This is a genomic window from Trinickia dabaoshanensis (assembly GCF_002879885.1).
GTDB classification, from domain to species: domain Bacteria; phylum Pseudomonadota; class Gammaproteobacteria; order Burkholderiales; family Burkholderiaceae; genus Trinickia; species Trinickia dabaoshanensis.
The window spans coordinates 74,209-95,967 of the sequence record NZ_PNYA01000019.1; the positions used below are offsets into that span (position 1 = coordinate 74,209).

A 21,759-nucleotide genomic window follows, 5' to 3' on the forward strand; every position below is an offset into this window, starting at 1 on the left:
ACATGTACTCGATCCCCTTGCCGGCGCCGCGCCGCTCGTTGAGCGCGCTCGTGCTCGGCACACTCATCGCTTGCGCGCTGGTTGGATGCGCGAGCAGTCCGCGCATCGAGACACGCCCCGTTCTCGCCACCCGCGGCGTCGATCAAAGCACGGATCTGCGCATCGCCGAAAGCGCGCTGGAGAGCGGCGACACGCAATTGGCGATATCGCTCTTCGAAAAGGCGCTGAAGGCCGATCCTACCTCGCGCCAAGCCGAGCTCGGACTTGCCGATGCGATCTATCAGACCGGCGAGCTCGCGCGCGCCGGCATGCTGTACGCGCGCGCGGCGGCGAGCGCGCCCGACGATCCTCGCGCGCAGCTAGGCCTTGCGCGCGTCGCACTGCGCGAGCGCCGGCTCGACGATGCTAGCGCCCGCTATCGCCGTCTCGTCGCTCGGTACCCCGACAGCGCGGCCGCGGCCGAAGGTCTCGGCGCCACGCTCGACTTGCAAGGCAAGCACGGCGAGGCGCAGGCCGTCTATCGCGCGGCGCTCGCTCGCCATCCCGAAGTGCAGGGGCTGAAGACCGACCTCGGGCTCTCGCTGATCCTCGATCGCCGTGCACGCGAAGGCGCGAACGTCTTGCTCGATATAGCGGGATTACCCGATGCGCCCGTGCAAGCGCGCGAGAATCTCGCCCTCGCGTACGGCGTGCTCGGCAACGGCCAAGCAGCCAAAAGCATCTTGACCGCCGACATGCCGGCTGCCTCCGCCGAAGACAACTTGCTCTTCTATCAAAAACTGCGTGAGCGTTGGACGACCCCGAGCGGCGACGAGGCGGCCGTTCGCGCGGTGACGCCGCAGCCGATCGCGCGCGTAGGTACGCTCGAATGAACCGCCCGGCCCGCCTGACCACCGACGAACGCGGCGTCGCCGCGCTCGAATTCGTGCTCGTGTTTCCGTTCTTGATGACGGTGCTGTTCGGTATCGTCGATACGAGCCTATTGCTTTGCGACAAGGCCGTCATCACGAACGCGAGCCGCGAGGCGGCGCGCGCGGGCGTCGTCGTACGCGTGCCGCAACTGAGCGCGAGCGAGGTATCAAACGTGGCCCTCGCCTATGCCCAAAACAATCTCGTGACGGGCGGTACCGCCACGACACCGACCGTCAACGTCGATCAATCGGCGGGCACCGCGCCCGGCAGTCCAATCAAGGTGACGGTCACCTACACATACGACGGCCTCGTACTGGGTTCAGCGCTCAGTTCGTTGACAGGCCCAGTGACCGTCACCGCCACGACGGTCATGAACTATGAGTAAGCCCGCGCGGCATCGCTCGCATCGCCTCGCCCGGCGCGGCGCACAACGGGGCTCGGTGCCGCTTTGGTTCATCCTCACGGCCGCGATCTTGCTGACGTTCGGCGCGTTTGCCGTCGACTTGCCGCGCGTCGCGACCGTGCGCAACGAACTGCAAAACGCGGCCGATGCCGCCGCGCTCGCAGGCGCATCGAAACTAATCGATGGCAGTAGCGGGCCCGACTGGGCCGGCGCCGCGAGCGAGACGAGCACGGCTGTCTCGTTGAATGCGTCCGACGGCGCCACGCTGCACGCGGGCACCGTGCAAACGGGGTTTTGGAATTTGACGGGTACGCCCTCGACGCTCGAAGCGCAGACGATCACGCCCGGGCTGTACGACGTGCCTGCCGTCCAAGTCACGGTCACGCGCAGCACGAGTCAAAACGGCGGCGCGGTTGCACTGCTGCTGGGCGGCTTTCTCGATCTATTGAGCACGCCGGCGAGCGCAACCGCCGTGGCGGTTGCCGCGGCCCCCTCGACCGTCGATTCGGGCGGGCTCTTTCCGATGGTCATCGACCAATGCGTGCTCAACCAATATTGGGACTCGACGACGAACGAGCCGACGATCGATCCGAGCACGGGTCAACCGTACGAGTTTCAAATCGGCAACGGGCAACTGTACGGGTCGAGTTGCGAGGCGGGACAATGGACGTCGTTTCTGATCAACGCGAACGACGTGCCGACCGTGCGCGGCCTCATCGATTCCGGCAACCCTTCGCCGATTTCGATCGGCGACAACATCTGGATCGAGCCCGGCGTCAAGACGACGATCTATAGCAGCGTGCCGACCGGCGCGACGATCGTCGTGCCTGTCGTCGAGCAGATCGACTCGCATAGCTACGTGCCGGTGGTGGCCTTCGCGGCCTTTTACGTCGACGGTTCCTACGGCGGCAGCAGCAAATACATCCAAGGGCATTTCGTGGGCGGCTATCGGATTCCCGTGCAATCGTGGGGCATCGGTCCCGACTACGGCGCCTATGTCGCGCCGAGGCTAGCGCTGTAGAACTGCGGCGGTTCTCGCTTCCTGCTGGAGCCGCGCCGGCAAAACGCGGTACGCTTCGGGGGAAATGCGACCGCCCCGTAAGCAACGAGGCGCGTCGTCCTAGCTTCTCTCGCCTCCCGCGCCGACACCGATGCCGACATCGATCGATTTGCCGAAAACCTACTTGGTCACGCCGGAGCCGTCGGCCGACCAGCCCCTCACCGCCTTTATCGAGCAGTTGGAGCGTGCGTTGGACAACGGCGTACGCCTCGTGCAATTGCGCGCGAAGACGCTCGCCACGCCGCAATACGTCGAGCTTTCGAGGCTGGCGCTGACGGTGTGCCGGCGATACGAGGCGCGCTTGCTGCTGAACGCGTCCATCGATATCGCGCAGGCCGTCGGTTCCGATGGAATCCACCTGACCAGCACGCGGCTCATGGCGTGCACCGCGAGGCCGTTGCCTGCCGATTGGCTCGTATCGGCCGCGTGCCACGACGCGGCTCAAGTGCTTCACGCGAACCGAATCGGAGTGGATTTGCTGACGATCTCGCCGGTGCTGCCCACGGCCACGCACACCACGGCAACGCCGCTCGGATGGCCACGATTTCGCGAATTAGCGGCGCTCGCCGAGGTCCCCGTCTTCGCGCTCGGGGGGATGAGCATGGAGACGTTGGATCAGGCACGCGACGCGGGCGCGCACGGTATCGCCGCTATTCGTGCGCTGTGGGGCAAGGGCGCACACTAGCCTAGACATAGCTAGGCATCGCAAGCCCCATAGCAAAAACGGCGAGCATCGCTGCTCGCCGTCTTCTTCATGCCGGAATGCTCGGTCTTTCAACCGTTCGTCTTGCTCGCTGCCGAAGCGCCCACGGGTGCCGACGCGGCGCCGACCATCGCCGGCGCGTCGGCCGGCCGAGGCGTATCGCCCGTGTTCGCGATCCAGCCGCCACCTAACGCGACATACAGACTGACGAGACTGTCGAGCCGCGCCACGCGCGCGTTGACGAGCGATTGCTGCACCGAATACAGGTTCGTCTGCGCGGTAAGCACTTGCAGATAGCTGTCCACGCCGTTCTTATAGCGCAACTGCGACAGATCGAGCGTGCGCGACTGCGCGAACGTCGTGCGCTCGAGCGATCGAATCTGCTCGTCGTACGTGCTGCGCGCGGCCAATCCGTCGGCCACTTCCCGGAACGCCGATTGGATCGCCTTCTCGTAGTTCGCGATCTCGATGCGCTTTTGCACGTTGGCGAGGTCGAGATTGGCCAGATTCTGCCCGCCCTCGAAAATCGGCAACGTGATTTGCGGGGCGAACGTCCAAGCAGCCGAACCGGCCTTGAACAAGCCGCCGAGCGTCGGACTCGCCGAACCCACCGAGCTCGTCAGCGAGATGCGCGGGAAGAACGCCGCGCGCGCGGCGCCGATGTTCGCGTTGGCCGCGCGCAGCGTGGCCTCGGCTTGCATGATGTCGGGCCGGCGCGTGAGTAGATCGGACGGCAAGCCGGCCGGGATATCCGTCAGCAAGCGCTGATCTTCGAGGCTACGGCCCGGCGGCAAATCGTCGGGCAACGGCTCGCCGATCAGCAGCACGAGCGCGTTCTCGGCTTGAGCGCGCGCACGCGCCTGCGCCGCGCGGTTCGCGCGCGCTTGCTCGACGATCGTCTCCGCTTGACGCAGATCGAGTTCCGAGCCGGTGCCGTTCTCGAATTGCAGCTTGGTCAGCGAATAAGAAGCCTCCGCCGTCTTCAACGTATCGTCGGTAATCTTGAGGAGATCGTCGACGGCGAGCATCTGCAGATATTGCTGAGCCACCTGCGAGACGAGCGAGATCTCGGCGGCCTTGCGCGCCTGCGCGGTCGCCAGGTACTTCTCGAGCGCCTGATCCTTCAAGCTACGGATGCGCCCCCAAAAATCGATCTCCCACGAAGCGTTGAACCCCGCTTGGTATTCCTGGGAAATGGTTTGACCCGACGGCGACAAATCCGCCGGCACGCGTTGAACCTGCTTGCTGCCTTGCGCGTTGATCGCGGGGAACAGTTGCGCCCGCGTGACGCGGTACTGCGCACGCGCCGCATCGACGTTCAAGACGGACACCCGCAAATCGCGGTTGTTTTCGAGCGCGATCTGAATGATCTGCTGCAAACGCGGGTCGGCGAAGAACTCGCGCCAGCCGATATCGACGGCGGCGCGGCCGGCCGCGGTATCGCCGGCGCTCGTCGTCGGTTGCGTGGCATACACACCCGATGCCGGGAACGCGGCCGCGACCGGCGCGGCCGGGCGCTCGTACCTCGGCTGGAACGAGCAACCCGCCGCGAGCGTCGCCGCGGCGATCGCAATCAAGGAATATCGTTTCATCTCAGTGTCCTTCGTCGCCGTTCTTGTTCTCGCCCGTATTCGGCGCATGCGGCGCCGAATGATGGGCTTCGGCCAGGCGCGCCGCTTCGTCCACGTCTTCCGTCTCGCCGCCGAACTTCGCGCGAATCACGACGAAGAACATCGGGATGAAGAAGATCGCGAGGAACGTCGCCGTCAACATCCCGCCGATCACGCCCGTGCCGATCGCGTGCTGGCTCGCCGAACCGGCGCCGTTACTGATCGCGAGCGGCAACACGCCGAGAATGAACGCCATCGACGTCATCAAGATCGGCCGCAGCCGCAACCGTGCGGCTTCCATCGCCGCCTCGACCGGCCCCATGCCTTCGCTTTGCTGCAGCTCACGCGCGAACTCGACGATCAGAATCGCGTTCTTCGCCGACAGACCGACCGTCGTCAGCAAACCGACTTGAAAGAACACGTCGTTCTCGAGCCCGCGCAGCGTCGCGGCCAGCAACGCGCCGATCACGCCGAGCGGCACCACCATGATCACCGAGAACGGGATCGACCAGCTCTCGTAGAGCGCGGCCAAGCACAGGAACACCACGAGGATCGAAATGCCGTAGAGGATCGGCGCCTGCGAGCCCGATTGGATTTCCTGATACGAGAGCCCCGTCCACGAGTAGCCGATGCCGGCCGGCAGCTTCGCCGCAATGCTCTGCATCGCCTGCATCGCCTGGCCCGTACTCTTGCCCGGCGCCGCCGCCCCCTGAATCTCCATCGACGAAATGCCGTTGTAGCGCTCGAGCTTCGGCGAGCCGTACGTCCAGTGCCCCGTCGAGAACGACGTGAACGGCACCATCGTGCCCGATGCGTTGCGCACGTACCAGTGGCCCATATCCTCGGGCGTCATGCGGAACGGCGCATCGGCCATCACGTACACCTTCTTGATCCGGTTATCGGTATCGAGGAAGTTGTTCACGTATTGCGAGGCCCACGCGACCGAGAACGTCTGGTCGATCGCTTGCGGCGACACGCCGAGCGCTTGCGCCTTCTCCCGGTCGATGTCGACCTTGAACTGCGGCGTATCGTTCAGCCCGTTCGGCCGCACGCCCATGAGCGTCGGATTCTGCGACGCCATCCCGAGCAACTGATTGCGCGCGGCCATCAGCTTGTCGTGCCCGAGGCCCGCGTTGTCGGTCAGCTCGAAGTCGAAGCCCGACGCGGTGCCCAACTCGGGAATCGACGGCGGATTGACCGGGAACACCATCGCGTCCTTGTAGCGCGAGTAGTGCATGAACATCCGCTGAATGATCGCCTGCACCTTCTGATCGGCATGCTGGCGCTTGCCGAAATCGGTCAGCCGCACGAACACGAGGCCCGAGTTCTGGCCGCGGCCCGCGAAGCTGAAGCCGTTGACGGTGAACACCGATTCGACGAGCGACTTCTCCTGTTTGAGCAGGTAGTCGGAGATGTTCGCGAGCGTGCGCGCCGTCGTTTCTTGCGTCGAGCCCGTCGGCGTTTGCACGATGACGAACATGAGCCCTTGATCTTCCTCGGGCAGGAACGACTTCGGCAAGCGCACGAACAGCAGCCCCACCGCGACGATCACGGCCAGGTAAATGACGAGCCAGCGGCCCGAGCGGCGGATCACGTGATGCACGCCGCGGTGGTACTTGTCGCGGCTGCGGTCGAACGTGCGGTTGAACCAGCCGAAAAAGCCCGTCGTGGCCGCGTGATCGCCCGGCGCGATCGGTTTGAGGATCGTCGCGCACAGCGCCGGCGTCAGAACCAATGCGACGAGCACCGAGAGCACCATCGCCGAGACGATCGTCAGCGAGAACTGGCGATAGATCGCGCCGACCGAGCCGCCCGAGAGCGCCACCGGCACGAACACGGCCGACAGCACGAGCGCCACGCCGACGAGCGCGCCGGTGATCTGGTCCATCGCCTTGCGCGTGGCCTCTCTGGGTGAAAGGCCCTCCTCGCTCATCACCCGTTCGACGTTTTCGACGACGACGATCGCATCGTCCACGAGCAGACCGATGGCGAGCACGAGCCCGAACATCGACAGCACGTTGATCGAGAAGCCCACCGCGTTCATGATCGCGAACGTGCCGAGCAACACGACCGGCACGGCGATCGTCGGGATCAACGTGGCGCGCAGGTTCTGCAAGAAGAGATACATCACGAGGAAGACAAGCACGATCCCTTCGAGCAGCGTCTTGATCACTTCCTCGATGGACAAGCGCACGAACGGCGTCGTGTCGTACGGGTACTTCACGACGAGCCCGTGCGGGAAGTACTTCGACAATTCGTCGATCTTCGCGCGTACTTCCTTGGCCGTTTGCAGCGCATTCGCCCCCGTGGCGAGCTGAATGCCCATGCCGGCCGTCGGCTGACCGTTGTACTTCGTATCGAAGTTGTACGTTTCGCCGCCCAACTCGACGCGCGCGACGTCCTTGATGCGCACCTGCGAACCGTCGGCGTTCACCTTGAGCTGAACGTTGCCGAAATCCGCCGGGGTGCGCAGCAACGTCTGCTCGGTGATCGTCGCCTGCAGCATCTGGCCGGGCACGGCGGGCGTACCGCCGAGCTGGCCGCCCGCGATCTGGACGTTTTGCTGCTGCAACGCCGTGACGATATCGCCCGGCGTCAAGCTATAGTTCGTCAGCTTGTTCGGGTCGAGCCAAATCCGCATCGCGTATTGCGTACCGAACAGCGTCACGGTACCGACGCCGTTCAGCCGGCTGATCGGGTCCTGAATGTTCGACGCGACGTAGTTGGCCAAGTCGTACTTGCTCATGCTGCCGTCTTCGGAGACGAACGCGAGCACGAGCAAGAAGCTGCTGCTCGATTTCGTCACCTTCGTGCCGAGCTGCTGCACGACCGTCGGCAACAGCGGCGTCGCCAGCGACAACTTGTTTTGCACCTGCACCTGCGCGATGTCGGGGTTCGTGCCGGCATCGAACGTGAGCGTGATCGTCGCCGTGCCCGAGTCATCGCTCGTCGAGGACAAGTACAGCAGATGGTCCAAGCCGCTCATCTGCTGCTCGATGACCTGCGTGACCGTGTTTTCGACGGTCTTCGCCGACGCACCCGGATAGCTCGCGGAAATCTGAATCGACGGCGGCGCGATCGTCGGATACTGCGCGATCGGTAAATTGAAGATCGACGCCACCCCCGCCAGCATCAGGATGATCGCAATCACCCAGGCGAAGATAGGTCGATCGATAAAGAACTTAGCCATTGTTGCGGGCTCTCCCTATCAGGCGGCGGGCGCCGAGGCACCCGATGCACCCGAGGCCGGCGCGGCCGCGGCCGCCGATGCCCCTTGCGCGCCGCTCGCGGCTGCCGGCAACTGTGCCGGGACCGGTTTCACTTGCATGCCGGGACGCACCTTCTCCGTGCCCTGTACGATCACGCGGTCGCCGCTTTGCAGACCGCCGTCGACGACCCAGTTCGGTCCTTGCATGCCCGAGGTCACGAGCTCGCGCGGCACCACCTTGTCGTCGGGACCGACGACGAGCGCGATCGCGCTGCCCTTCTGGTCATGGGTCACGCCGATCTGCGGCACGAGCATCGCGTGCTCGTTGACGCCTTCCTCGATGCGCGCGCGCACGAACATACCCGGCAGCAGCACGCGGTTCGGATTCGGAAAGGTCGCGCGGATCGTCACCGAACCCGTCGATTGATCGACCGTCACGTCGGAGAACTGCAACTTTCCGGGCAGCGGGTACGGACGGCCGTCCTCCAGGATCAGCGTGACTTTCGCCGCGCCGGGGCCGGTGGTCTTCAAACGCCCTTCCTGCACCTCGCGGCGCAGTTTCAGGCCGTCCAAGCTCGATTGCGTCAGATCGACGTAGACGGGATCGAGCGTTTGGATCGTATCCATCAACGTCGCCTGGCTCGCCTGCACGTACGCGCCCGGCGTGACTTGCGAGACACCGGTGCGGCCCGAGATCGGCGCGACGACGTCGGTGTAGCCGAGATTGATCTGCGCGGTCTCGACGCTCGCTTTGCCGGCGGCCACGTCGGCCTCGGCCTGGCCTTGAGCGGCCACCGCATTGTCGTAGTCTTGCTTGCTGACGGCGTTCGCCGCGACGAGTACCTTGTAGCGATTGGCTTGGGCCGTAGTCGTCGCGAGATTGGCTTGGGCCTTCGCGAGCGTCGCCTTCGCGCTATTCAGCGCGGCTTGGTACGGCGCCGGATCGATCTTATAGAGGCGCTGACCGGCCTTGACTTCACTGCCTTCAGTGAACTCGCGGCGCTGCACGATGCCGTCGACCCGGGCGCGCACTTGCGCGACGAGGAACGCGCTCGTCCGGCCAGGCAGTTCGGTGACCACGGGTACGGAACTCGGCTGCACGGTGATGACGCCGACTTCGGGCGTTTGCTGCGGCGGCGCGGACGGTTTTTGTCCGCACGCTGCGAGCGCCACGGCCGCGGTGGCGGCGCAGATTAAGCGAAATGGAACCGGTTGGACACGCATGGAGCGACCTCTGGTCTGTAGCTGGGAACAAAAATGGTCCTGTCGCGCCCCTTCCCCCGCGAGACGCGCGGCGCGACGTGTCGTCGCAAAACACTTGAGCAAGTCGATGGGCGCCGGCTCGGACGCCATACCTTGCATATGGCGCTGCGCGGGCCGCGCAAGAAGCGCGCGAGGAACGGCAAGGCGAAACTGGCTCGCGCGCAAACGACTGACGATCATACCCGGGATTTCACTTAGGGCACTTCGAACGCTGACGCGCATTTTATATACATTCTCGGCTGTATGTAAAATAGCGAGTATTACACGGTGTTCCAGCGCGACGACGACTTGCCATCCCACGCAAACTCGTAGCAACGGACCGACGGCGGCCGGATGTCCGCCACAACGCGCCCCAGCGAGACAATGGTTAGACGAACGAAGGAAGAAGCCCAGCGCACCCGCGATCGAATTCTCGACGCGGCCGAGCAGGTTTTCTACGACAAGGGGGTATCGCGCACGTCGCTGGCCGACATCGCCGCGCAGGCCGGTGTGACGCGCGGCGCGATCTATTGGCATTTCGAAAACAAGGGCGATCTGTTCACCGCGATGTTCGATCGCGTCCTGCTGCCGCTCGACGAACTCGGCGCACCGCCGGCCGATACGGCCAGCGACGATCCGCTGGCCCGTCTGGGCACCGTACTCAAATGGTGTCTGCAAGCGGCGTCCAGCGATCCGCGGCGGCGGCGCGTGTTCGATATCTTGTTTTTGAAATGCGAGTTCGTCGACGAGATGGGGCCTGTCAAGGAGCGTCACCAGACGAGCATGCGCGAGGGCGTGGGCAAGATCGAGAACGACTTGATGCTCGCCGTCGCGCATGGGCAGTTGCCCGTCGATCTCGACACGCGCCGCAGCGCGTTGTACTTGCATGCGTTCGTCGGCGGCTTCCTGCGCGATACGCTGCTGCTGCCCGCGCAGGAAGATTTCGCCGCCCACATCGATGCGTTCATCGACGCCTGCATCGACGCGTTGCGCACCAGCCGGGCGCTGCGCAAAACGAGTGCGCGCTCGGGGCCGAACGATTAGACCGCGGCCGGCGCCCGTTCCCGCGCTTTCCGGTTCGACGCGCCGATCGATCCGCCCGCGAGCGGCTTGCCGGCCTCGAGTGCCGCAATCCAGCCGTCGGTGCCGACGACCGCCGCGAACCGCGCGTGCATGACGACCGTGAACGCGCGGTGGATTTCCTCGGCGCTCGCGTAGCCCGCATCGTTTTCGTAGGGCAACGCGCCGGTTGCATCGTTCAGATACTCCACCTCGAGTCCCGCATGCGACGCATGCAGCACCGTCGACACGTTGCAGTTGTGCGTCATATAGCCGGCGACGGACAGCGTATCGATCCCGTTGGCCGCGAGCCAATCGGCCAGATCGGTCCCGGCGAACGAGTCCGGCAGCGTTTTCTCGATCAGGTGGTCGTAGGCGCGTTCGGCGACGACCGCATGCAACGCGCCGCCGTACGAGCCCCGCGCGAACAGCGACGCGTCAGGCGGCGAAACATGCTGCACGACGATCACGGGCACGGAGTGGGCGTGCGCGGCATCGATCGCACGGCCGATGTTGGCGAGCGAATCTTGCACGGGCGGATATTCGATCGGCAGGCCGCCGGTGACGTATTCGTTTTGAACGTCGATGACGATCAGGGCGCGGCGCGGGGACGTGGACGTGGACATGGCGATTCTCCTTTTCTTTCTCGGTAACGGATCGGTTGCGTCTGCGGCCATCGCCCTATCTACGACTGCTTGGCGACGGCATGGATGTCATTGTTCCCGCATCGCCCCGGTGGCGACAGCGGCCCGAGTGCCATTCATCGATATAATCGGGCCAATTGCACATTCGGCGTTTTCGCCGGCCATTTGCTCATGACGCCTCGCTCCTCTTCGTCCGCCGTCATCGCCGTCGTGGCGTTCGACGGCATCAGCCCGTTCCATCTATCCGTGCCGTGCATCGTCTTCGGCGAAGACTACGGCGCGGGCGGCGTGCCGCGTTTCGACGTGCGCGTATGCGCGGTCGAGCCCGGCATGCTGCGCACGACGGCCGGCTTTGCGATCGCCGCGCCGTATGGGCTCGAAGCCATCGCCGCGGCCGACATCGTGATCGTGCCGAGTTGGCGCGACGGGCACGAAACGCCCAGCGAAGCGCTCCTCGCCGCATTGCGCGAGGCGCACGCGCGCGGGGCGCAAATGGTCGGATTGTGTCTCGGTGCGTTCACGTTGGCGGCCGCCGGCATCCTCGATGGGCGCCCCGCCACGACGCATTGGGCCTGGGCCGACACGTTCGCACGCCGCTATCGGGCGGTGCGTGTCGATGCGGCCGTGCTCTATGTCGACGACGGCGACGTGCTGACGTCGGCCGGCACCGCCGCCAGCCTCGATTGCTGCCTGCATCTGCTGCGCCGCCGCTGCGGCGCGCAAGCGGCCAACTACGTCGCCCGCCGCTTGGTGGTGCCGCCGCATCGCCAAGGCAGCCAAGCGCAGTTCGTCGAACAACCGATCGGCGTTCGATCGCGTGACGAGCGGCTATCGCCGCTGTTGGATTGGGTGCGGGAGAACCTGGCGGCGCCCCATTCGCTCGACTCGCTCGCACAGCGCGCCTTGATGAGCCGGCGAACGTTCACGCGACGCTTCAAGCAAGCGACGGGAACGACGGTGGGTGCATGGTTGCTGGCAGAGCGCCTATCGCGCGCGCAGCAGTTACTGGAGACGACCGGCGAGAGCGTGGATACGATTGCAGGGGAGGCAGGCTTCGGCTCGGCCGTCTCGCTGAGGCAGCACTTTGCCGAAGCCTTCAGAACCACGCCGTCGAACTACCGGCGCGAGTTCCAAGGCGCGTAAGGGTAAGGCGGCTCGCGAACCGCCGAGAGGCTCAGCCGAGCCAATGCGACGCATACAGCAACACGGCGACGAGCACGACGATAGCGGCCCAGCCCCATACGGGCATGGCCTGCGGCGTCGAAGAGCGATGCAAGCCGTGCGCGCCGCGCGGCGAGACGAGCGTACCGGCGGCACGACCGCCCAGCGCCGCGGCGGCGTTCTGCTCCCAGGATTTGCGGCCGAGCCCGGCCAAGCTGATCGGCCTCAAAAAGACGTGCTGCCGGCGCATGCCCGCGGCGGCACGGTTTTCCCGCTTGCCGTGCTTGGCTTCGACGACGGCGCAAAACTCGGCGAAAAAATCATCGGCCACATCGTGCAGTGCGTTTTCGATTTGGCGCGGCGGCAATTCGGCGAGCGGTCCCGTCAACGTGGCCCAAACCGAATACTCGATACGCGTCGCGCTGGCCTCGCCGCTCTCGTTCGCGAGACCTTCGCCGCGCAGCGCGAGGTCGATCTGACCGCGCAACGATCCGACGCCCGTGGCGCAGGCCTTGAAATTGAGCGTACGGTGCACGCCGTCGCCGAGCGTGCCGGGCGAGTCGTCGCCCGCCGGCTGCGATTCGAAGCTTCCCAAGTGCGCGCGCACATCGTAGCGAGCGCGCAGCGGCCCGAGCGGCACCGTCAACGTCACCTCGTATTCGCCGTTCGGGGTTCGGCTGAACCGCTCGCAGTTTTCGAGGCTGGCGCGCAGCAACGCGATGTCTTGCAACGCGTCGCACACAGCGGCGGGAGGGAGCGGAATGTGCAGCGCGTCGGTCAATTCCATGGCGGCCTCCTCGATCTGCCTCGTCTATGAGGTTTGATCGATGCGGTCCACGCGCGACGGATAGAACGCCACGCATAGCTTGATCGCCTCGGCGCCGGGCAACGGAGATTCGTAGCTCCACGCGGCATCGACGACGGGACCGTCTTCTTCGGTCAACAGATGGAAGTACGACGCGTCGCCTTTGTACGGGCAATGCGAACCGCTCTCCGAACGGTGCAAACGCGACATGTTCACGTCTTCCCGCGGAAAGTAAAAGACCTCGGGCAAGCCGGTTTCGCGCAGCGTCAGTCCTCGGCGCGTATCGGCGATCGTGATGCCGCGATGAATGACCCGCAATCGATGCGGGTTCGGCGTGATCTCGACACGGTGGGTGGCATCGGCATTCGTCATGACAAACCCCTCGCAAGGCGTATGCCGGGTGCCCGTGTGCGACGCACAAAAAAGCCACGAGCGGGCGCCCGTGGCTTCATTATCGACGAAAGTCAGACCGCATGCGCGGCCGGTACGCTCACTATTGCGTATTCCAGTGGAAATCTGCGCGAGCGCCCGGTTTGCTTGCCACGGTGACCTGGCGGGTTTGGTCATCGTCCTTGTACCGGGCATGCACGGTATAACGGCCGGGCGGCAGCTTCACGAGCATGTAGGGACCGCGCGCATCGGCTTTGAGCACGTCGGTGTCGTGCGCACCGACGATGCGGACGTGAACGTCGGCTAAGTAGTCCGCGCCCGGACCCGTGAAGCGCATGGCCAACGGCCACTGACGAGCGGCGCTCTTGAGCGCGGCCGACTCGTCGGTGCCGACGCCGCCGGACACATACGAGATATCGCCGTCGTGCTGGATCTGCGGCATGCCGCCGCCGTTCACATTGCCCGCGCTGGTCATATCGGTGGTCGTTCCGCCGACCGTGTCCGAGGCCTGCGCGAACGCGGCGGCCGTGAAGCCGAGCGCCGCCGTCGCTACCGCCGCGGCGAGCGCCGCTTTCTTGCTGGTTCGCGTTTTCATGCATCGCTCCTTGAGTTGCGCGCCCCTCGCCAAACGAGTCGGGCGCCACGGAAAAAACGCACGCAAACCGCGTTCCCGGCGGGCTGCAAGCTTAGCTGCGGCGCCCGCGGGAACCGGAGCCGGGGCAATCAGCCCAAATCGACCGGTACGAAGATTTGCGCGTTGTCGCGCTGGATCAGGAGCGCCACGCTGTTGCCCGCTTTGGCGATGACTTCGCGCAATTGCTGGACCGAGGTGACCGGGCGGCCATTGACCGCCAAGATCACGTCGCCGGGCTGAATGCCCGCGCTCGCGGCGGGGCCGCTCGCTTGCTGCACGAGCAAGCCATGCGAGAGCGAGCTGCCGTTGCGTTCTTGCGGCGTCAGCGCACGCACCGCGACGCCGAGCCGCCCTTGCTCCGAGGCCTGCGCGCCGCTATCGGCCACCTTCGTATCCGAAAACGAGCCGAGCGTGACCGTCACTTGCTTCTTCGACTTGTCGCGCCAGACGTCGAGCGTCGCCTTGGAACCCGGCTTCATGCTCGCGATCTGCGCCGGCAAATCGGTCGAATCGTTCACGGCCGTGCCGTTGACCGCCAAGATCACATCGCCCGCTTGCAAGCCGGCCTTCGCCGCCGGCCCGCCCGGGTCCACCGAACTCACGAGCGCGCCAGCCGGCTTCGGCAACCCGAACGAGTTGGCCAGCGTCTGATTGACGCCTTGCACCGCCACGCCCAACCGGCCGCGGCTCACGTGCCCCGTCTTGACGAGTTCGTCCTTCACGTGCATCGCCTCGTCGATCGGAATCGCGAACGACAAGCCCTGGAAGCCGCCCGTTTGCGAATAGATCATCGAATTGATGCCGATGACCTGCCCTTGCAGGTTGAACAGCGGGCCGCCCGAGTTACCGGGGTTCACCGGCACGTCCGTTTGGATGAACGGCGTGTAGTTCTCGTTCGGCAGCGAGCGCGCCTTCGCGCTGATGATGCCCGAGGTGACCGTATTGTCGAAGCCGTACGGCGAGCCGATCGCCACGACCCACTGGCCGACCTTGCTTTGGCTCGGATCGCCGACCTTGACCGTCGGCAGGTTCGATGCGTTGATCTTCAGCACCGCGACATCGGACTGCTTATCCGTGCCGACCACCTTCGCGCGAAATTCGCGCTTATCCGTCAGCTTGACCGTCACGACGTTCGCGCCGTCGACCACGTGCGCGTTGGTCAGGATGTAGCCGTCGTTACTGATGATGAAGCCCGAACCGAGGCTCGCGCTGGGCACGTCTTCCTGTCCGCCGCCGCCGTCGCCGCCGTTATAGCCCGGAACCTGCCCGTAAAAGCGCTTGAAGAACTGGAAGAAGGGATCGTTCGGGTCGACCGGCAACTGCTGCATCGACCGGTGCGCCGTCTCCTTCACCACATGCTTGGCGCTGATGTTGACGACGGCCGGCCCGTATGTTTCCACGAGGCCCGAGAAGTCGGGCACACCGGTTTTCGCGGCGGCTTCGGCCGGCATCAAGGCGGCCGCTTGGGCCGACGAAATGATCTGAGGATCGGTATGGCGCGTGCCGGCAACGTAGCCGACGGAAAGCGCACCGGCAACCGCAATGGCCACGGCACCGCGAGAGAGCGTTTTTGCGTTCATGGGGAAAGGCCTCCTTGCTTGATGTCAGCCAGAGTAAAAGGGCTGTCTTAAAGGAGACTTAACCGTGAATCCGTCCGATTGCGTGAGGCTATCGGCTTGCGGCGAGGCCCGCGGGCCGCGAGCCCGCGTAGGCGCCGTTAGAACCGGACGGTGACGAGCAGACCGCCGAGCGGCGCATCGCCGAGTTCGATCGACGCCTTGTGCTGCGCCGCGACGCGCTTGACGATCGCGAGCCCCAGGCCGCTGCCCGAGACGTCGGTACGCGCGCGGGCCGACGCGTCCCGGTAAAAGCGATCGAACACGCGCGAGCGTTCCTCGGCGGGAATGCCGGGGCCGCTGTCGGCGATCTGCACGCAAGCGAGGCGCCCGTCTTCGTCGGCCGTGAGGCTCACGTCGATCCGGCCGCCGGCCGGCGTGTACTTGACCGCGTTGTCGAGCAGATTGCCGAACATCACGCGCAGCGAATCGGCATCGGCCGTCACCGTCGCCTCCTGCGCGCGCTCGAAGCCGAGATCGATGCCGGCGCGCTGGGCGATGGGCGCGTGGGCAGCCACGCAGTCGGCCAGCAGCATACGCAGATCGATGGACTCCTTGACCGCGCCGGCGTCGGGTTCCGCCCGCGCGAGCGCGAGAAGTTGCTCGGCTAAACGCGTGGCGCGCGTAACGCCGGCCTGCAGATCCGCCAGCGCTTCTCGCCGCGCGTCGGCGTCTTGCGCGCGCGCGACGAGCTGCGATTGAATCTGGACGGCCGCGAGCGGCGTGCGCAGTTCGTGCGCGGCGTCGGCGACGAACGCGCGCTGCGTGTCGAGGGCCGACGAGAGCCGCGCCAGCAAGCCGTTGAGCGCACGCACGAGCGGGCGCACCTCCAGCGGTAAGCCCGCATCGGGCAACGGGTCGAGCGCCTCGGGGCGGCGCGCATCGAGCGCGCGCGTGACGCGCCGCAGCGGCGCAAGCCCGCGTCCGACGACCCCCCACACGGCCACGCCGAGAAACGGCAGCAACACGATGAGCGGCCAGAGCGTGCGCAGCGCGACGTTCGCGGCGAGCCGGTTTCGTACCGACAACGGCTGCGCGAGCTGCACGACGTTATCGCCCACGATCGCGCCGTACACGCGCCAATCGCCGCGGTCGGTGCGCTCGGTCGAGAAGCCGAGTTCCGCCCGCGGAGCGAGCGGTGCGCGCGGATGCGAGTAGTACATCAGCGAGCCCGTACGGCTCCAGATTTGGATGACGATCCCTTCGTCCGCATCGTTGTGCGCCCCGAAGATCTGAGCGAACGGCTCGGACGGCAGGGCCGCGGCGATCTCTTGCAACTGATAGTCGAATAGTTCGTTGGCCTCGGCGAGCGCCTGCCGGTAGATGAGCCACCCGGCCAGGCCCACGCCTGCCAAAACGATTCCGATCAGCCAAAACAGCAGTTGACGGCGAATGGATTGCATCGAGGCCTTCGGTTCCTATTCCTTGGCGATCATGTAGCCGAGGCCGCGCACGTTGCGGATCAGATCCGCACCGAGCTTCTTGCGCAAGGCATGAATATAGACTTCGACGGTATTGCTGCCGATCTCCTCGCCCCAGCCGTACATCTTTTCCTCGAGCTGGGCCTTGGAGAGCACCGCACCCGGGCGGGCGAGCAACGCTTCGAGCAGCGCGAATTCGCGCGCCGAGAGCGCCACGGGCGCGCCCTCGAGCGTGACCTGATGGCCCGCGGGATCGAGCGTGAGCGCGCCGTGGCGGATCGTCGATTCGCAGCGCCCGGCCTGGCGGCGGATCAGCGCGCGCATGCGGGCGCCGAGTTCGTCCAGATCGAACGGCTTGACGAGGTAATCGTCCGCGCCCGCATCGAGACCTTTCACGCGATCGGCCACGGCGTCGCGCGCCGTCACGATCAGCACCGGCAACGCATTGCCGCGCGCGCGCAGCGCCCGGAGCACGTCCAGTCCATCGCGCTTGGGCAAACCGAGATCGAGCAGCACGAGATCGTATGTCTCGCTGCCCGCCGCCGTCAGCGCGGCCTCGCCGTCTTGCACCCAATCGACCGCGAAGCCCTCGCCGCGCAGCGCCTTGCGCACGCCTTCGGCAATCATCCGGTCGTCTTCGACTAGCAGTATTCGCATCGCTTTACGCCCAACGCGTCCGGTATCACTCAAATAGCGCATTCTAGCGGGTCCGGCGACGACACCTTGCGCGACACGAGCCGCCGCTTGCCTCATACAATGAGCGCTTCGTGCGCCTCGATGGGCGCCCACCGGTTCTTTGCGCATCCTTTCATGTCGATTGCCACGTCTTTTTCGCCGCGCCGCCGCACCGCCCTCGTTCCATCCCTTCTTTCCGCCTCAGCCGGCGTTCGGCGCCGCGTAGCCGCGCTGTGCGCGCTCGCGGCCGTCGCCGCCGTGACAGCCGCCGCGCCCGCCGATGCGCGCGTCAAGCTGCTGCACCGCCATGCGCATGCGGCCGCCGCGCCCGCCTCGTTGCCCGTCTCGGTGACGAGCGCGCTCAAGCGCGCCGGCGTGCCGCTCGCCGACATCAGCGTGGTCGTCGAGCGCATCGGAGACCGTACGCCGATCGTCGCGCTGAACGCGCAAAGTCCGATGCTCCCGGCCTCGACGATGAAACTCGTCACGACCTACGCCGGCCTGTCGATCCTCGGCGTGGATTACCGTTGGCGCACGAGTGCCTACGCCGACGGCAACGTGGACGGCAACGGCGTGCTGCACGGCAACTTGTACATCCAGGGAACGGGCGACCCGAAGCTCGTGCCCGAGGAGCTCATCGATCTCGTCGATAAGATCAAGCAAGCCGGCATCACGGGTATCGACGGCGCGCTCGTGCTCGACAAGCGCTTCTTCGATCCCTCGACGCGCGATGCGCCCCCGTTCGACGGCGACGTGAACGCACCGTACAACGTCGGCCCCGATCCGTTGCTCTACGCCTTCAAGTCGCTCACGTTCACGCTGACGCCCTCGCCCGACGGCAACGTGGCCATCGACGTGCTCCCGGCCCTCGCGCAACTGCAAATCGACAACTCGCTGCGTGCGAGCCCGGGTGCCTGCGTCGGCGTGGATGCCGCGCTTACGCCGAGCGTCACACCCGAGCCGAACGGCATCGTCGATGCGCTCTTCTCCGGCGAATATCCGCTGCGCTGCGGCTCGCGCACGATCAACGTCGCGGTGCTCGACCATAGCGCGTTCTTCGCGGGCGGCTTCCTCGCCTTATGGCGCTCGGCGGGCGGCACGTTCAGCGGAACGACTCACGAGGGCCCCGTACCCGTGGGCGCGCGGCTCCTTGCCGTGCACCGCGGCCCGGTGCTGGGCGACATCGTTCGCGACATCAACAAGTTCAGCAACAACGTGATGGCGCGCAACCTGTTCCTGACGATCGGCGCCCTCGCGGAAAAACCGCCCGCCACCCCGCAAAAATCGGCCGATGCGATCGAGCGCTTTTTGCATGCTCAAGGGCTCGTCATGCCCGAGCTCTCGCTCGTGAACGGCTCCGGCCTGTCGCGCGAGGAGCACGTCAGCGCGCAATCGCTGGCCGATCTGCTGCAAAACGCGAACGCGAGCCCCGTCGCGCAGGTGTTCGTCGCTTCGCTGCCGATCGCGGGCGTAGACGGCACGATGCGCAACCGGTTACGCAACGAGCCGGTACTCGGCAACGCGCACATCAAGACCGGCACGCTGAACGACGTGCGCGCGATCGCCGGTTATGTCGCCGCCCAAAACGGCGAAAGCTACGTCGTCGTCAGCTTCATCAACGCGCCTCGCGCGGAGCAGGCCCGCGCCGCGCACGATGCGCTGCTCGAATGGGTCTATCGGGGTTTGCGCTGAGCGTTTCCAGGGCGTCCGGCCAGGCAGGCCGGGCGCCGGCCATCGAATACTTCTTCTAGGATGAAATGAAGCCGGGCGCGGCTCCAACGTGTACGCTGTCGGGCAACGACCGGCCGAGAAGCCGGATGGACGCGTTTGCCCCGCCGCCGGCGATACGGCGTGACGGCGATTTGCACCGCACAGCCCGATAACGACGAGACACGAAGGAGGAAGACGTCATGCAATTCGACGCCGAATTGCTTCTACTCGCCTTGGCGCCCGTCTTTCTCGCCTGCATCGCCTGGGAAGCCTGGCACTTCGCGCGCGCGGGGCGCCTCGCGCGCCTGTACAGTTGGCCCGATACGCTGTGCAACGCCGCGCTCGCCCTCATGCATCAGGGTGCCGATAAGCTCGCTTGGCTCGCGGTGGTACCGGTCTACGCGTACGTCTACGCGCACTTTCGGCTGTTCACTTGGCACGGCGGCTGGGCTTCGTTCCTCGCCCTGTTCGTGGCACAAGACCTGCTCTACTACGTGTTTCACCGTTGCAGCCACCGCGTCCGCTGGTTTTGGGCCGCGCACGTCGTCCACCATTCGTCGGAGCGCCTGAATCTGTCCACGGCGTTTCGGCAAAGCTTGATGTATCCGATTGCCGGCATGTGGGCGTTTTGGACCCCGCTCGCGTTGCTCGGCTTTCCGCCCAACCAGATCATCGGGATCGTGCTGATCAACTTGGCGTTCCAGTTTTTCGTGCACACGCAAGCGATCGGCCGCCTCGGATGGCTCGAATACGTTTTGAATACGCCTTCCATTCATCGCTGCCACCACGCGCGCAACCCGCGTTACATCGATCGCAATTACGCCGGCGTGCTCGTCGTCTGGGACCGGCTGTTCGGCAGCTACGTCCCCGAGGATGCGAACGACCCGCCTCGATACGGCATCGTCGAGCCGCTCGACAGCCATAACCCGCTGACGGCGACGTTCCACGAATGGCGCGCCATGCTGAGCGACGCGCTGCACGCGCCGAGCCTTGGCGATAAACTGCGCGCGATTTTCGGGCCGCCCGAGTGGGCCGCGGCGTATCACGCGACGCGCGCCGGGCGAGCCGCCGAGCGCGGAGCAGCGAACATCGAGGGGCCCGGCCCGGTCGCCGCGCCGGGCGCCGCGGTGTCGAGAAAGACTTGAGCAAGTAAGCGGCGCCGGGCATCGTGCCAGGCCGTCGGCGGCGAGGTCCGTCGGCCCGTAGAGCACGAACCGGGCGCCGGTTTTCAGGCAGCACGCATCACATCACGGCCATGCCGCATATACGAGGAGATGAAGTCGATGGAACACCGTAAAAAGACCCAGAACAATACTTGGCTGCGCGTGGCGCAAACCTCGATCGCAACCGCGGCGTTCGCGCTGCTGGCCGCTTGCGGCGGCGGCGGCAGCGGCTCGTCCTCGTCGGCCAGCGCCACGCCGGCGGGCGGCGTCTCGATGCAAGTCGTCTCGTTCGGCACGAGCCTGTCCGACGCCGGCACGTACTCGCCGGTCATCACCCCGCAATTCGGCGGCGGCCGCTTCACGACGAACCCGGGCCAAGTCTGGACGCAAAACGTCGCCAATTACTACGGCGGCACGCTCACGCCCGCCGTCGTCGGCGGGTTCGGCCAGGCGCTGAAGGCCGCCGGCGGCCTCGACTACGCCCAAGGCGGTGCGGAAGTCGTCAACGCTCAGGGGATCGGCTGGGCGCCGGCCAACATGGCCGCCACGACCACCCCGATCGTCACCCAGGTCGCGAACTACCTGAGCGCGAACGGCAGCTTCAATTCGAATCAAATCGTGCTCGTCGAAGGCGGCGCGAACGACATTCTGTCGAACCTGAACGCGCTGCTGGTGGCGGTACAAACCGACATCGGCGGGGGCATGACGCCGCAAAACGCGTTGCTCAAGGAAGTCAGCACGACACTCGGCCCGGCGGCCCAGGCGCTCGCCACGCAGGTCGCGACCATCGTCTCGAAGGGCGCGACGCACGTCGTGCTCGTGAACGTACCCGACATCGGCCAAACGCCGCTCGGCGTAGCGGCAGCCGCCCAAAACGGCGCGGCCGCGCAACAGTTGATCTCGGGCGTCGTGCAGACGTTCAACGGACTGGTCTCGGCATTCGTGCAGGGCGCCAACCTGCCCGCCGGCACGGTGATCTCGGTCGATGCATTCACGTGGCTCGACCAATTGATCGCGACATCCCAAGCCAACGGCTTCACGGTGTCGAACACGGGCACGGCCTGTAACTTGGCATCGATGCAAGCGTCGGCGACCGCGTACGCGCAGCAAAACCCGAGCGCCTTGCTGCCCGGGCAAACGCCGCAATCGTTCGGCGCCGCGCTGGCCTCGTCGCTGTTCTGCTCGCCGCAAACGCTCACCGCCACGAACGCCGACCAGACGTACATCTTCGCGGATAGCGTCCACCCGACCACGCGCACGCACTTGCTGTTCGCTCAATACGTCGAATCGAAGATCGCGGCCGCGGGCATCGGTCACTAAGCGGACCGTCGTGTAAGCCGGCG

At 65.8% G+C, this 21,759-nt stretch carries 19 protein-coding genes; 9 read left to right on the forward strand and 10 right to left on the reverse strand.

Features of this window, described 5'->3' with window-relative positions; genetic code table 11:
* Positions 1–2 precede the first annotated feature (2 nt).
* From C0Z18_RS20275 to C0Z18_RS20290, 4 genes are all read left to right on the forward strand, one after another.
* Complete coding sequence (locus C0Z18_RS20275) at positions 3–872, forward strand: tetratricopeptide repeat protein (protein ID WP_102647221.1); 870 nt, start codon at positions 3–5, stop codon at positions 870–872.
* Positions 869–1,297, forward strand: coding sequence for a TadE/TadG family type IV pilus assembly protein (locus tag C0Z18_RS20280; protein WP_102647222.1), 429 nt, complete (start codon positions 869–871; stop codon positions 1,295–1,297). Before C0Z18_RS20275 ends, C0Z18_RS20280 begins: the two co-directional genes overlap by 4 nt.
* Positions 1,290–2,336, forward strand: a complete 1,047-nt coding sequence (locus tag C0Z18_RS20285; RefSeq protein WP_102647223.1) for a TadG family pilus assembly protein — start codon at positions 1,290–1,292, stop codon at positions 2,334–2,336. The genes C0Z18_RS20280 and C0Z18_RS20285 overlap by 8 nt, the downstream gene beginning before the upstream one ends.
* Before the next feature lie 130 nt (positions 2,337–2,466).
* Positions 2,467–3,060: a thiamine phosphate synthase gene (locus C0Z18_RS20290; protein ID WP_102647224.1), complete on the forward strand. Its 594-nt coding sequence runs from the start codon at positions 2,467–2,469 to the stop codon at positions 3,058–3,060.
* Positions 3,061–3,149: 89 nt separating this feature from the next.
* On the opposite strand, the gene C0Z18_RS20295 is transcribed toward C0Z18_RS20290, so the two are convergent.
* Genes C0Z18_RS20295 through C0Z18_RS20305 form a run of 3 tightly spaced genes read right to left on the reverse strand, consistent with a single transcriptional unit; the run spans position 3,150 to position 9,120 of the window.
* The gene (locus tag C0Z18_RS20295) at positions 3,150–4,670 is read right to left on the reverse strand and encodes an efflux transporter outer membrane subunit (RefSeq protein ID WP_102647225.1); all 1,521 of its coding nucleotides are present in this window, start codon (positions 4,668–4,670) and stop codon (positions 3,150–3,152) included.
* A gap of 1 nt (position 4,671) precedes the next feature.
* The gene (locus C0Z18_RS20300) at positions 4,672–7,878 is read right to left on the reverse strand and encodes an efflux RND transporter permease subunit (protein ID WP_102647226.1); all 3,207 of its coding nucleotides are present in this window, start codon (positions 7,876–7,878) and stop codon (positions 4,672–4,674) included.
* A gap of 18 nt (positions 7,879–7,896) precedes the next feature.
* Entirely contained in the window at positions 7,897–9,120 is a 1,224-nt protein-coding gene (locus tag C0Z18_RS20305; protein ID WP_102647293.1) for an efflux RND transporter periplasmic adaptor subunit, read from the reverse strand.
* Positions 9,121–9,522: 402 nt separating this feature from the next.
* Here C0Z18_RS20305 and C0Z18_RS20310 point away from each other — a divergent pair, with 402 nt between their 5' ends.
* The gene (locus tag C0Z18_RS20310) at positions 9,523–10,182 is read left to right on the forward strand and encodes a TetR family transcriptional regulator (RefSeq protein ID WP_102647227.1); all 660 of its coding nucleotides are present in this window, start codon (positions 9,523–9,525) and stop codon (positions 10,180–10,182) included.
* Here C0Z18_RS20310 and C0Z18_RS20315 read toward each other — a convergent pair.
* Positions 10,179–10,823 carry a cysteine hydrolase family protein gene (locus tag C0Z18_RS20315; protein ID WP_102647228.1) on the reverse strand — a complete coding sequence of 215 codons (645 nt, stop codon included), beginning with the start codon at positions 10,821–10,823 and terminating at the stop codon, positions 10,179–10,181. The two genes, C0Z18_RS20310 and C0Z18_RS20315, sit on opposite strands and share 4 nt — an antisense overlap.
* A 189-nt stretch (positions 10,824–11,012) precedes the next feature.
* Between C0Z18_RS20315 and C0Z18_RS20320 the strand changes: the two genes are divergently transcribed.
* A complete protein-coding gene (locus tag C0Z18_RS20320) occupies positions 11,013–11,984 on the forward strand; it encodes a helix-turn-helix domain-containing protein (RefSeq protein ID WP_102647294.1) in 972 nt (323 codons plus the stop codon).
* Positions 11,985–12,015: 31 nt separating this feature from the next.
* On the opposite strand, the gene C0Z18_RS20325 is transcribed toward C0Z18_RS20320, so the two are convergent.
* From C0Z18_RS20325 to C0Z18_RS20350, 6 genes are all read right to left on the reverse strand, one after another.
* A complete protein-coding gene (locus tag C0Z18_RS20325; protein WP_102647229.1) occupies positions 12,016–12,789 on the reverse strand; it encodes a CoxG family protein in 774 nt (257 codons plus the stop codon).
* Positions 12,790–12,813: 24 nt separating this feature from the next.
* Complete coding sequence (locus C0Z18_RS20330; protein ID WP_102647230.1) at positions 12,814–13,179, reverse strand: DUF427 domain-containing protein; 366 nt, start codon at positions 13,177–13,179, stop codon at positions 12,814–12,816.
* Positions 13,180–13,300: 121 nt separating this feature from the next.
* On the reverse strand, positions 13,301–13,792 hold the full coding sequence (locus tag C0Z18_RS20335) for a hypothetical protein (protein WP_102647231.1): 492 nt from the start codon (positions 13,790–13,792) through the stop codon (positions 13,301–13,303).
* A 128-nt stretch (positions 13,793–13,920) separates the two neighbouring features.
* Positions 13,921–15,411, reverse strand: coding sequence for a DegQ family serine endoprotease (locus tag C0Z18_RS20340; protein WP_102647232.1), 1,491 nt, complete (start codon positions 15,409–15,411; stop codon positions 13,921–13,923).
* A gap of 137 nt (positions 15,412–15,548) precedes the next feature.
* Positions 15,549–16,850: an ATP-binding protein gene (locus tag C0Z18_RS20345; protein ID WP_102647233.1), complete on the reverse strand. Its 1,302-nt coding sequence runs from the start codon at positions 16,848–16,850 to the stop codon at positions 15,549–15,551.
* A 15-nt stretch (positions 16,851–16,865) separates the two neighbouring features.
* Positions 16,866–17,525 carry a response regulator gene (locus tag C0Z18_RS20350; RefSeq protein ID WP_102647234.1) on the reverse strand — a complete coding sequence of 220 codons (660 nt, stop codon included), beginning with the start codon at positions 17,523–17,525 and terminating at the stop codon, positions 16,866–16,868.
* 153 nt (positions 17,526–17,678) lie between these two features.
* On the opposite strand from C0Z18_RS20350, the gene dacB reads away from it, so the two are divergent.
* From dacB to C0Z18_RS20365, 3 genes are all read left to right on the forward strand, one after another.
* Positions 17,679–19,235 (forward strand): D-alanyl-D-alanine carboxypeptidase/D-alanyl-D-alanine endopeptidase, encoded by a 1,557-nt coding sequence (gene dacB, locus C0Z18_RS20355; RefSeq protein WP_199189506.1) that lies wholly within the window; start codon positions 17,679–17,681, stop codon positions 19,233–19,235.
* A 218-nt stretch (positions 19,236–19,453) separates the two neighbouring features.
* The gene (locus C0Z18_RS20360; RefSeq protein WP_102647236.1) at positions 19,454–20,398 is read left to right on the forward strand and encodes a sterol desaturase family protein; all 945 of its coding nucleotides are present in this window, start codon (positions 19,454–19,456) and stop codon (positions 20,396–20,398) included.
* A gap of 129 nt (positions 20,399–20,527) precedes the next feature.
* Positions 20,528–21,736: an SGNH/GDSL hydrolase family protein gene (locus tag C0Z18_RS20365; protein WP_102647237.1), complete on the forward strand. Its 1,209-nt coding sequence runs from the start codon at positions 20,528–20,530 to the stop codon at positions 21,734–21,736.
* Positions 21,737–21,759 lie beyond the last annotated feature (23 nt).

Excerpts from the sequence above, each read along its gene's own strand:
- C0Z18_RS20305 (WP_102647293.1), bottom strand. The coding sequence starts at position 9,120 with ATGCGTGTCCAACCGGTTCCATTTCGCTTAATCTGCGCCGCCACCGCG.
- C0Z18_RS20365 (WP_102647237.1), top strand. The coding sequence starts at position 20,528 with ATGAAGTCGATGGAACACCGTAAAAAGACCCAGAACAATACTTGGCTG.
- C0Z18_RS20290 (WP_102647224.1), top strand. The coding sequence starts at position 2,467 with ATGCCGACATCGATCGATTTGCCGAAAACCTACTTGGTCACGCCGGAG.
- dacB (WP_199189506.1), top strand. The coding sequence starts at position 17,679 with ATGTCGATTGCCACGTCTTTTTCGCCGCGCCGCCGCACCGCCCTCGTT.
- C0Z18_RS20340 (WP_102647232.1), bottom strand. The coding sequence starts at position 15,411 with ATGAACGCAAAAACGCTCTCTCGCGGTGCCGTGGCCATTGCGGTTGCC.
- C0Z18_RS20335 (WP_102647231.1), bottom strand. The coding sequence starts at position 13,792 with ATGAAAACGCGAACCAGCAAGAAAGCGGCGCTCGCCGCGGCGGTAGCG.
- C0Z18_RS20300 (WP_102647226.1), bottom strand. The coding sequence starts at position 7,878 with ATGGCTAAGTTCTTTATCGATCGACCTATCTTCGCCTGGGTGATTGCG.
- C0Z18_RS20280 (WP_102647222.1), top strand. The coding sequence starts at position 869 with ATGAACCGCCCGGCCCGCCTGACCACCGACGAACGCGGCGTCGCCGCG.
- C0Z18_RS20360 (WP_102647236.1), top strand. The coding sequence starts at position 19,454 with ATGCAATTCGACGCCGAATTGCTTCTACTCGCCTTGGCGCCCGTCTTT.
- C0Z18_RS20295 (WP_102647225.1), bottom strand. The coding sequence starts at position 4,670 with ATGAAACGATATTCCTTGATTGCGATCGCCGCGGCGACGCTCGCGGCG.
- C0Z18_RS20330 (WP_102647230.1), bottom strand. The coding sequence starts at position 13,179 with ATGACGAATGCCGATGCCACCCACCGTGTCGAGATCACGCCGAACCCG.
- C0Z18_RS20345 (WP_102647233.1), bottom strand. The coding sequence starts at position 16,850 with ATGCAATCCATTCGCCGTCAACTGCTGTTTTGGCTGATCGGAATCGTT.
- C0Z18_RS20325 (WP_102647229.1), bottom strand. The coding sequence starts at position 12,789 with ATGGAATTGACCGACGCGCTGCACATTCCGCTCCCTCCCGCCGCTGTG.
- C0Z18_RS20310 (WP_102647227.1), top strand. The coding sequence starts at position 9,523 with ATGGTTAGACGAACGAAGGAAGAAGCCCAGCGCACCCGCGATCGAATT.
- C0Z18_RS20275 (WP_102647221.1), top strand. The coding sequence starts at position 3 with ATGTACTCGATCCCCTTGCCGGCGCCGCGCCGCTCGTTGAGCGCGCTC.
- C0Z18_RS20285 (WP_102647223.1), top strand. The coding sequence starts at position 1,290 with ATGAGTAAGCCCGCGCGGCATCGCTCGCATCGCCTCGCCCGGCGCGGC.
- C0Z18_RS20350 (WP_102647234.1), bottom strand. The coding sequence starts at position 17,525 with ATGCGAATACTGCTAGTCGAAGACGACCGGATGATTGCCGAAGGCGTG.
- C0Z18_RS20315 (WP_102647228.1), bottom strand. The coding sequence starts at position 10,823 with ATGTCCACGTCCACGTCCCCGCGCCGCGCCCTGATCGTCATCGACGTT.
- C0Z18_RS20320 (WP_102647294.1), top strand. The coding sequence starts at position 11,013 with ATGACGCCTCGCTCCTCTTCGTCCGCCGTCATCGCCGTCGTGGCGTTC.